The organism is Pseudomonadota bacterium, from assembly GCA_039028155.1.
Classification (GTDB): domain Bacteria; phylum Pseudomonadota; class Alphaproteobacteria; order SP197; family SP197; genus JANQGO01.
The window spans coordinates 41,001-48,517 of sequence record JBCCIS010000036.1; the positions used below are offsets into that span (position 1 = coordinate 41,001).

Below are 7,517 nucleotides of genomic sequence, written 5' to 3' on the forward strand. Positions count from 1 at the left end.
GCCGTCGGCCGCAATCGACAGCACTGTGAGCGCCTGACGATGGAACGCAGACTGTCTGCCATTCTGGCTGCTGATGTTGTCGGCTACAGCCGCCTGATGAGCCGCGACGAGGCTGGTACGCTGGTCTCTGTTCAGGCCCAGCTCAACAACGTCGTTCTGCCGCAAATCGAGCGACACCAGGGCCGCCTGATCAACATCATGGGCGACGGCATCCTCGCGCACTTCCCCGACGCGGTCAGTGCGGCGGAGTGCGGTGTGACCATCCAACGGGCGATCCAGGAACGCAATCTGAATACCAGCCCGCTCAATCCCATCGTGTTTCGCATGGGCATCAATCTGGGCGACATCATCGTGTCGGCGGAAGGTGTTCATGGCCACCATATCAACATCGCGACACGGCTGGAGCAGGAAGCCAAACCCGGCGCGATCAACATCTCCCAGGCTGTCTTTGACGCGATAAAGGACAAGATCGAATTCCAGATCCGGGAAGTCGGCGAGCGCAGTGTCAAGAACATCGACGTGCCGCTCATGATTTATGAGATCGATACCGGCGGTGTCGACGAAATGTCCAAGTTGGCTCAGAAGATCTACGACGAAGAGGCAGCCAGCGACGGCACTCCGGCGCAGGCTGCCGAGCACCAGCGTCCCAAGGTGATCGTCTTGCCGTTCACCAATCAAACGGGTGACCAAACCCAAGTCTATCTGTGCGACGGCATCACCGAGGAAGTGACGTCGGAGTTGTCGCGCTTCTGGTCGTTCGACGTGTTGGCCGCTAACTCGGCCTCGCTTTACAAGGAATCGTCGCCGCGGCCCGACTACTTGCTGCGCGAATTCGGCACCCAGTACGTTGTTGCCGGCAGCGTCCGCAAACAGCCCAGCCACCTGCGCATCAACGCCCAGCTGATTGATGCGCGCACCGGCACGAACCTGTGGGTCGATCGGTTCGATTGCGACGTTGAGGATCCGTTTGCCGCGCAAGACAAGCTAGTGAAGCAGGTGGTCGCCCAGTTGGGCTTGCGGCTCGACACCGCCGAACGCGAGCTGCTGGCCAAGGAGCGCAAGCCCGGCCCGACCTTGAATGCCTATGAAGCGTATCTGAAGGGCGTGCAGTCGTTCACGTTCGAAACGCAAGAGGGCATCGAGGAGAGCCTGAGTTGGTTCAAGCGCGCCACCGAACTTGATCCCAACTTTGCTCGTGCCTGGGGCTATCTGGCCTATACCGAAGTTCGCGCGGTGCTATGTGGTTGGCGCGACATCGGCGCGTTTGTCGATGCCGAGGCCAACGCCCGGCGCGCCGTCGATCTGGCGCCCAACGACTATCAGGTCCATTGGGATCTGGCGTTCGTGCACCTAAACCGCGGCGAGTTCGAGCGGGCCCACAGCGAGTACGAACGCGCCTGCCAGCTCAATCGCAATGACCCCGACCTGTTGTGCGAGATGGCCGAAATGAAGATCTATTTCGGGCTCGCCGAGGATGCCATCGGGTTGATCACGAATGCGATGGAACTCAATCCCTATTTTCCAGACTGGTACCGCTGGAACCTCGGCTGGGCGTATTTCTGCGCCAAACGTTACGAGGAGGCGCTGCTGGAGTATGGCCGGATGTTCAAACCGCCCAACGACCTGCACCTGACGGTCGCGGCGGCTCTTGCCCATAGCGGTCGCGTTGCCGAGGCCGAGGCGACGGTCAATCTTTTCAACAGCGCCCATGAGCGGCCATACACCATTGAAGATGCCCGCCGGCGGGTCCGTTTTCGCAATGAACGTGACGAGGACCATTATCTTAAGGGCCTGCGGCTGGCCGGCTTGCGGGACGAGCCGGCAATTCTGCTGATGGAAGCAGGCAAGGCATCATAATCAGCTTTTTCTAGGAGGGGATCTCTATGCGCGGCACCACGAACGAAAAGGCGTTTCGCGCCTATCTGGATGGCGAACGTCTTTTCACCATTATCGACAAACAACAGATGGCGAAGAGCCGCAAGAAGTTCGAAGAGGCCATCAAACTCGACAATTGTTTTGCCCGCGCATACGGCTATCTCGCCTACACGATTACGCGCAGCGTCGCCAATGGCTGGTTGGGCGAGGCCCAGTTGAAGGTCGCTGAGGGTCATGCGCGCAAGGCCGTCAAGCTTGATCCTTATGATTACGCGACCTACTGGGATCTCGGTTACTGCCTGATCGGACAAGGCAAACTGAAGCAGGCCTTGACGCAGTATGACAAGGCCATGGATCTCTACGAGAACTTCACCGACCAGTTGGATCGCAAGCACGGGCTGCTGGCCGAGGTCGCCGAAGCCTATGTGTTCGACGGCAGGCCCCAGGACGCGATCAAGATGCTTGAGCGCGCCAAGCGTTTCCCCGACTGGTATCGCTGGAACCTCGGCTGGGCCTATTACAGCGCCCGCGACTATGATGCGGCGATCAACGAGCTTGAATGCATGCGCTGCAAGCCCGGCGATGAAGGTTATGTGATGGAAGTGCAGCTTCTTCTCGCCGCTGCCTATGCGCAGAAGGGCAACGCGACGATGTCGAAGAACGCCATCGGCTTGTTCCGGTCGGCCAAGGGCCGGGGCCAAAGCGTCAAGTCGCTCGAAGGGCGCGTGAAGTTCCGCAACAAGAAGGATCGCGACCACTGGGTCGATGGTCTGCGCAAGGCCGGCCTGCCGGAAGGCTGACCGGACAGGTCATACGCGACGTCGCTTGTGCGTGAACGCAAGCGGCGGTTCGCAAAAACAACAGCGGCCCCGGTCATCTGACCGGGGCCGCTTTGCCGTCTAGGTCGTTGGCGTTAGGCGCTGGGGTCGACGAACCACCAGCGTTCCATCAGGCGTCCGCCGTCCAAGCCCCAGTTGCCGCCGACCTGGCCGCTATTGGCCAGGCTGGTCGACGCACCGTCGACATGGTTGGCGAAGGCGACGACAAGCGCGCCGCCGTCGTTGGCCAGAATGTCCTGCATCTCCGTGTACATCTCCGCGCGTTTGGTGTCGTCAAGCTCCGCACGGGCCTGGATCAACAACTCATTAAAGCGGTCATTGGTCCAGAACGTGTCGTTCCACGGCGCGTCGGCCGCGTAGGTGGTCGAGAACATCCAATCTTCCGTCGGGCGGCCGCCCCAGTAACACAGGCACCAGGGCTTCTGCATCCAGACGTCGGCCCAGTAGCCGTCAGCCGCCTCGCGCACGATGTTGATATCGATGCCGGCCGCCTTGGCGTGTTCCTGATAAAGGACGGCGGTGTCGACGGCGCCGACAAAGGCCGCTTCGGATGTCGACAGGTCGACCGACAGGCTGTCCAGGCCGGACTGCTGCAGGTACCACTTTGCCTTATCGGGATCGTAGCTGTGCTGCTCGATGTTAGCGTGGAAGCGGTTGGAAGGCGCGATCGGATGATCGTTGCCGACCACGCCGTGGCCGCGCAGGATCTTGTCGACGATGTCGTCACGGTCGATGGCGTACTTCAACGCCTGGCGGACATTGTTGTCGTCAAACGGCGCGACCGTGGTGTTCATCGGCATGGTGTAGTGGAGCGTGCCGGTCGCTTCGACAAGTTCGATGTTCGGCGCCTGCGCCATCAGGTCGGCCGTCTTGGGATCGACGCGGTCGATCACGTCGACCTGACCGGTGACAAGAGCGTTCTGGCGCGCCGTCGGATCAGCGATCGTGTACATCTCACAGGCGTCGAACCATGCGCGGTCAGTCTTCCAATAGTTGGGATGACGTTCCAGCACCGCTTCGGTCCCCGGCTCATAGGATGACAGCTTGTAGCTGCCGGCGCCGATGCCCGATGTGGCGTCGATTTTGCCTTCGCCATCGGACGGCATGATGCCCATGTGATAATCGCTGACGATGAACGGGTAGTCGGCGTTGGGGGCGCTCAGCTCGATGACGACGGTGTTGCCGTCAACGCGCATGTCTGAGACCTGCTCGAACAGGCTCGACACCGCCGAGGTCGAGTCCTCGCCGCGGTGATGGTTGAGCGAGGCGACGACGTCGTCCGGCGTCATCGTCTTGCCGTTGTGGAATTCGACGCCCTCGCGGATCTTGAAAGTCCAGGTCTGCGCGTCCGGCGAATCCCATTCTTCCGCCAGTTCCGGCTGCAACTGGTTGTACTCGTTGACCTCGGTCAGATAGTTGAACAGGCCACCCATGCCCATACCGCTGGAGAAGCCGTTTTCAAACGTGCCCGGATCGAGCGAGTCGGTGGATGAGCCATGACCCAGGCCCATGCGCAACGTGCCGCCCTTCTTCGGTTCCGCCGCTTTTGCTTCGTTTCCGATAACGGCCGGGCCCATGCCCGCTGCGATACCAAGGGCGGCGGTGCCGGCCAGCAGATCACGCCGGCTGGTCGCCAAACCCGAACTTGTCGTTTTGTTTGTCATTTTGATCTCCCAGTCTCCTTTGTCCTTGTGTGCGGCTTCGGCAATCACGACCAAACGTCGCACATCAACTGACATTTTCTAGGTTACGCGAAGCGTCCCGCATACCCGTCCGACAGATTGTGACCCAATTCCGACATCATCATGGTCAGCACCCACTGACCCTAGCGCGGCAATGTCACGGTTCGGTGAATTCGCCGCTCTCGTGCAACAGAGTTCTGCTCGGCTCAGTTCTCAATGCCAACAAACTGTTTCGAACATCCCTTAGACGATGTCGCAATCAGGATTAATCGCGGGCGTGAGCTGATCGAGTCACATGCTGACATGGGTGGCATAGGAGACGAAGCCTAGTCTGGCGGCGATGGGAAGGGCGTCTCGTCGACAAATCGCGTGACGATGTTTTCCAGCAGAACGCTCACGTTGTTCTGGTAGTTGTCGTGGGCCAGCGAGCCGGCGAACGCAATGGAGCTGGTCGAAAACACCGCGCCGCCATTTGGTGTTTCGTAAAACACCATGTCACAGCGCACATGCGGGCAGTTTTCGCCATTGACGGCGGAGTGCGTGTGGTGGAACTCCTCGTCGACCCAATGGACATCGACACCGAAGTCAGTCGCCTCCGCGACGATGAGCGCATGGGGCGGTGTGCCAAGAGCGTAGTCGATGGCGTCGATCTCGCTTCCGGCCGCACCGCCCAGGACGGTTCCGAAATCGCCGATACTCTCGTTTTTGCCGATACCGTCGAACATCCACGCGGCGCGCGGGTCGTTGCTCTCGTCGCGACGCGCATAGGGTCTGGCGGCAATGAAACCTTGCGCCGAGAAACTGGTGCCGCAGATCACCTCAGGCGGGATGCCGTTACGCCGCCATAGGCCGGAGAGTTCGCCGGTGAAGCTCATATAGTACTCTCCGGGCTCGGCAATCCATGAGCGCATGCCATCCTCGGCCCGCCGCATCTCGATCACGCCGGGCAGCGTCGGGTGATAGGCGACACGCCAATAGAAGCCGTTGCCGCCCATATAGATGAACCGCCCGCCACGCTGCTGGTAGTGCAGCAAGGCCTCCATCATCGGCTTTGAATAGTACTCCGGGTGCGTCGTCGTCATGACGCAAGGGTAGTTCTCCAACAGGCTGACGCCTTCGGCGTCCAGGTCGTCATCGGTGAAAACGTCGAAGTCGATGCCTTTTTCTTCCAGCCAGTCGGTGATGTGGGTGTCGGCGTTGTATTGCCACAGATCGTCTCGCGGACCCATGCGCAGAAAAGGGCGCAGGCGCGAGGCATAGCAGACGCCGCTGCCGTCAGTGTGGTTGTCGTACATGCTGAGCCCGTGTTCGGGGTGCATGTGCAAATGCAGGTCGGTCTGATCCAGCGTCGTGAACCGGTTGCCCGAATGCTCGCCCAGCGTATCCCACTCGATCGGCATGTGATGGTTGACATAGGCATAGTAGCTGGCGGTCGCGATCAACAGGCCCAGCTTCGCCGTCGTCGTGCCCTTCTTTGGCCGGACATAAAAGGGGACGTAGAACCACTGATCGCCTTGGGTAAGGCGCGCGCAATAGGTGCCGCTCTTGAAGTCGTCGGGAATCGACCAACTGACGTCGGTCTGCCAGCCGCAGTCATAGACATCGTCGTCGTGAAAATGGATGGCGCCGTAGTGTTCGGGTTTGTGCGTCCAGACCATCTCGGTGCCGTCATGGTTTCGCCCTTTCATGGCGCGCGTCGGCAGATTGACCGTCTGGCCGTCCAGACGATTGGGCGATGTGTCGACGATGCGCGTCCCCGGAATGTCCTGACTAAAATCCCAGGCGGCAACCGTGCTGGTCTGTAAGTCTGCAGGAGGCCTCACCGCCTTCATACGCTCCATCTTAGGCCGGGAGAGCGCGCGGTTGGCGACGCGCGGGCTGTCGATCTTGCCGTTGAAGAAGTTGGTGGCGATCTGGTCGCCCTCGCGCTGATTGTTGCACGCGGCAATGGTGAAGCGTCCGCCTTGGCCGGGCTTCAACGCTACGTCCAACTCGGCACGCGCCTTGCCACGTTCACCGGCGTAGCGCACCAGCGGTTCCTGAATGACTGTCATGGCGCCCGTCGCGGCATCGAAGCTCGCGGCGACGAAGTACCAGTGGCGCGGATCCATCGCGGCGCCGGAAACAAGCGTCTCGACAATCGACCCATCGCCGATGACGAGTGCCGCCTGTTTGTCATGCACCGCCAGCGCATACCCCGCGTTTTTCGCCCGGTCGAGGGCGCCCATAATCGTCTGACCTTCCTTGTCAGGCGTCGTTGGCCAGACGAAGGCCTGCAGGGTGAAGCTCTCCAGCGCGAAACGCTCCGGATGCGGCACGACAACAAACGAACCAACCTGGGTCCACTGGTAACGCGCGGGATAGTCGCCATTGACGTCGGCGTCGATGACCGTCTCCTTCAGGCCCTGACCCTGCGGCGTATCGTCGCCGCAGCGAATGCGAACGATGTCGAGACGATAGCTTCCTTCGACTTCGGAACTGACCTTGAAGTCGATTGTCTGACCGGGTTGCCGGCTGATTTCGTTGGCGTAACCCAACAGCTTGCGCATGGTCGTCATTCCTCGTTGAGCGGTGTCGGGTCGGCGAACCGCCGCAAGACGTTATCGGTGATCGTGGAAATGTCGTTGTCGTAGTTGTTATGGCCCAGGCTTGCGGACCAACTGATCGAGCCTGTCGAGAAGACCGCCGACCCGTCGGGCCGCGTGAAGTAGGCCATGTCGGCGCGCACCCTGGGGTTAGCGTCACCGGTGATGGCGGCGTGATTGAAGACGACCTCGTCTGGGCTCAGCATGTAGTAGCCGGAGTGGCCGGTCGAACTGGCCAGAATGATCGTGTCGGCGGGCGAACCGAGAGCGGTGTCGACGCCGTCCAGTTCGATGCCCGCGGCGCCGCCCAATGCGCCGAAGTCACCGATGATGTCGCCCTCGACACCGTCCATAATCCATCGGGCGCGCGGGTCGTCAGCGCCGGGTTGGCGCACATACCAGCCGCAGGTATCGAAACCGGTGGCAAAGGTGCCGATGCCGACCAGGCTTTGCGGTGGCCGGCCGATGCGTTTCCACAAGCCGCCGTATTCGCCGCTGAAGCTCAAATAGGATTCACCGGGCCGCGACGCCCAGAA

General features: G+C 60.8%; 5 protein-coding genes. 2 read left to right on the forward strand and 3 right to left on the reverse strand.

Annotation, left to right across the window (positions count from 1 at the left end; translation table 11 throughout):
• The first annotated feature begins 39 nt into the window (after window positions 1–39).
• On the forward strand, window positions 40–1,857 hold the full coding sequence (locus tag AAF563_17635; protein ID MEM7123106.1) for an adenylate/guanylate cyclase domain-containing protein: 1,818 nt from the start codon (window positions 40–42) through the stop codon (window positions 1,855–1,857).
• Between the two features lie 26 nt (window positions 1,858–1,883).
• Window positions 1,884–2,675: a hypothetical protein gene (locus AAF563_17640; protein ID MEM7123107.1), complete on the forward strand. Its 792-nt coding sequence runs from the start codon at window positions 1,884–1,886 to the stop codon at window positions 2,673–2,675.
• A 113-nt stretch (window positions 2,676–2,788) separates the two neighbouring features.
• Here the strand turns inward: AAF563_17640 and AAF563_17645 are convergent, their stop codons facing one another.
• From AAF563_17645 to AAF563_17655, 3 genes are all read right to left on the reverse strand, one after another.
• Complete coding sequence (locus AAF563_17645) at window positions 2,789–4,378, reverse strand: ABC transporter substrate-binding protein (GenBank protein ID MEM7123108.1); 1,590 nt, start codon at window positions 4,376–4,378, stop codon at window positions 2,789–2,791.
• A 344-nt stretch (window positions 4,379–4,722) separates the two neighbouring features.
• Window positions 4,723–6,945, reverse strand: a complete 2,223-nt coding sequence (locus AAF563_17650) for a N,N-dimethylformamidase beta subunit family domain-containing protein (GenBank protein MEM7123109.1) — start codon at window positions 6,943–6,945, stop codon at window positions 4,723–4,725.
• A 5-nt stretch (window positions 6,946–6,950) separates the two neighbouring features.
• The coding region (locus AAF563_17655) for a N,N-dimethylformamidase beta subunit family domain-containing protein (GenBank protein ID MEM7123110.1) at window positions 6,951–7,517 on the reverse strand (567 nt) is incomplete at its 5' end.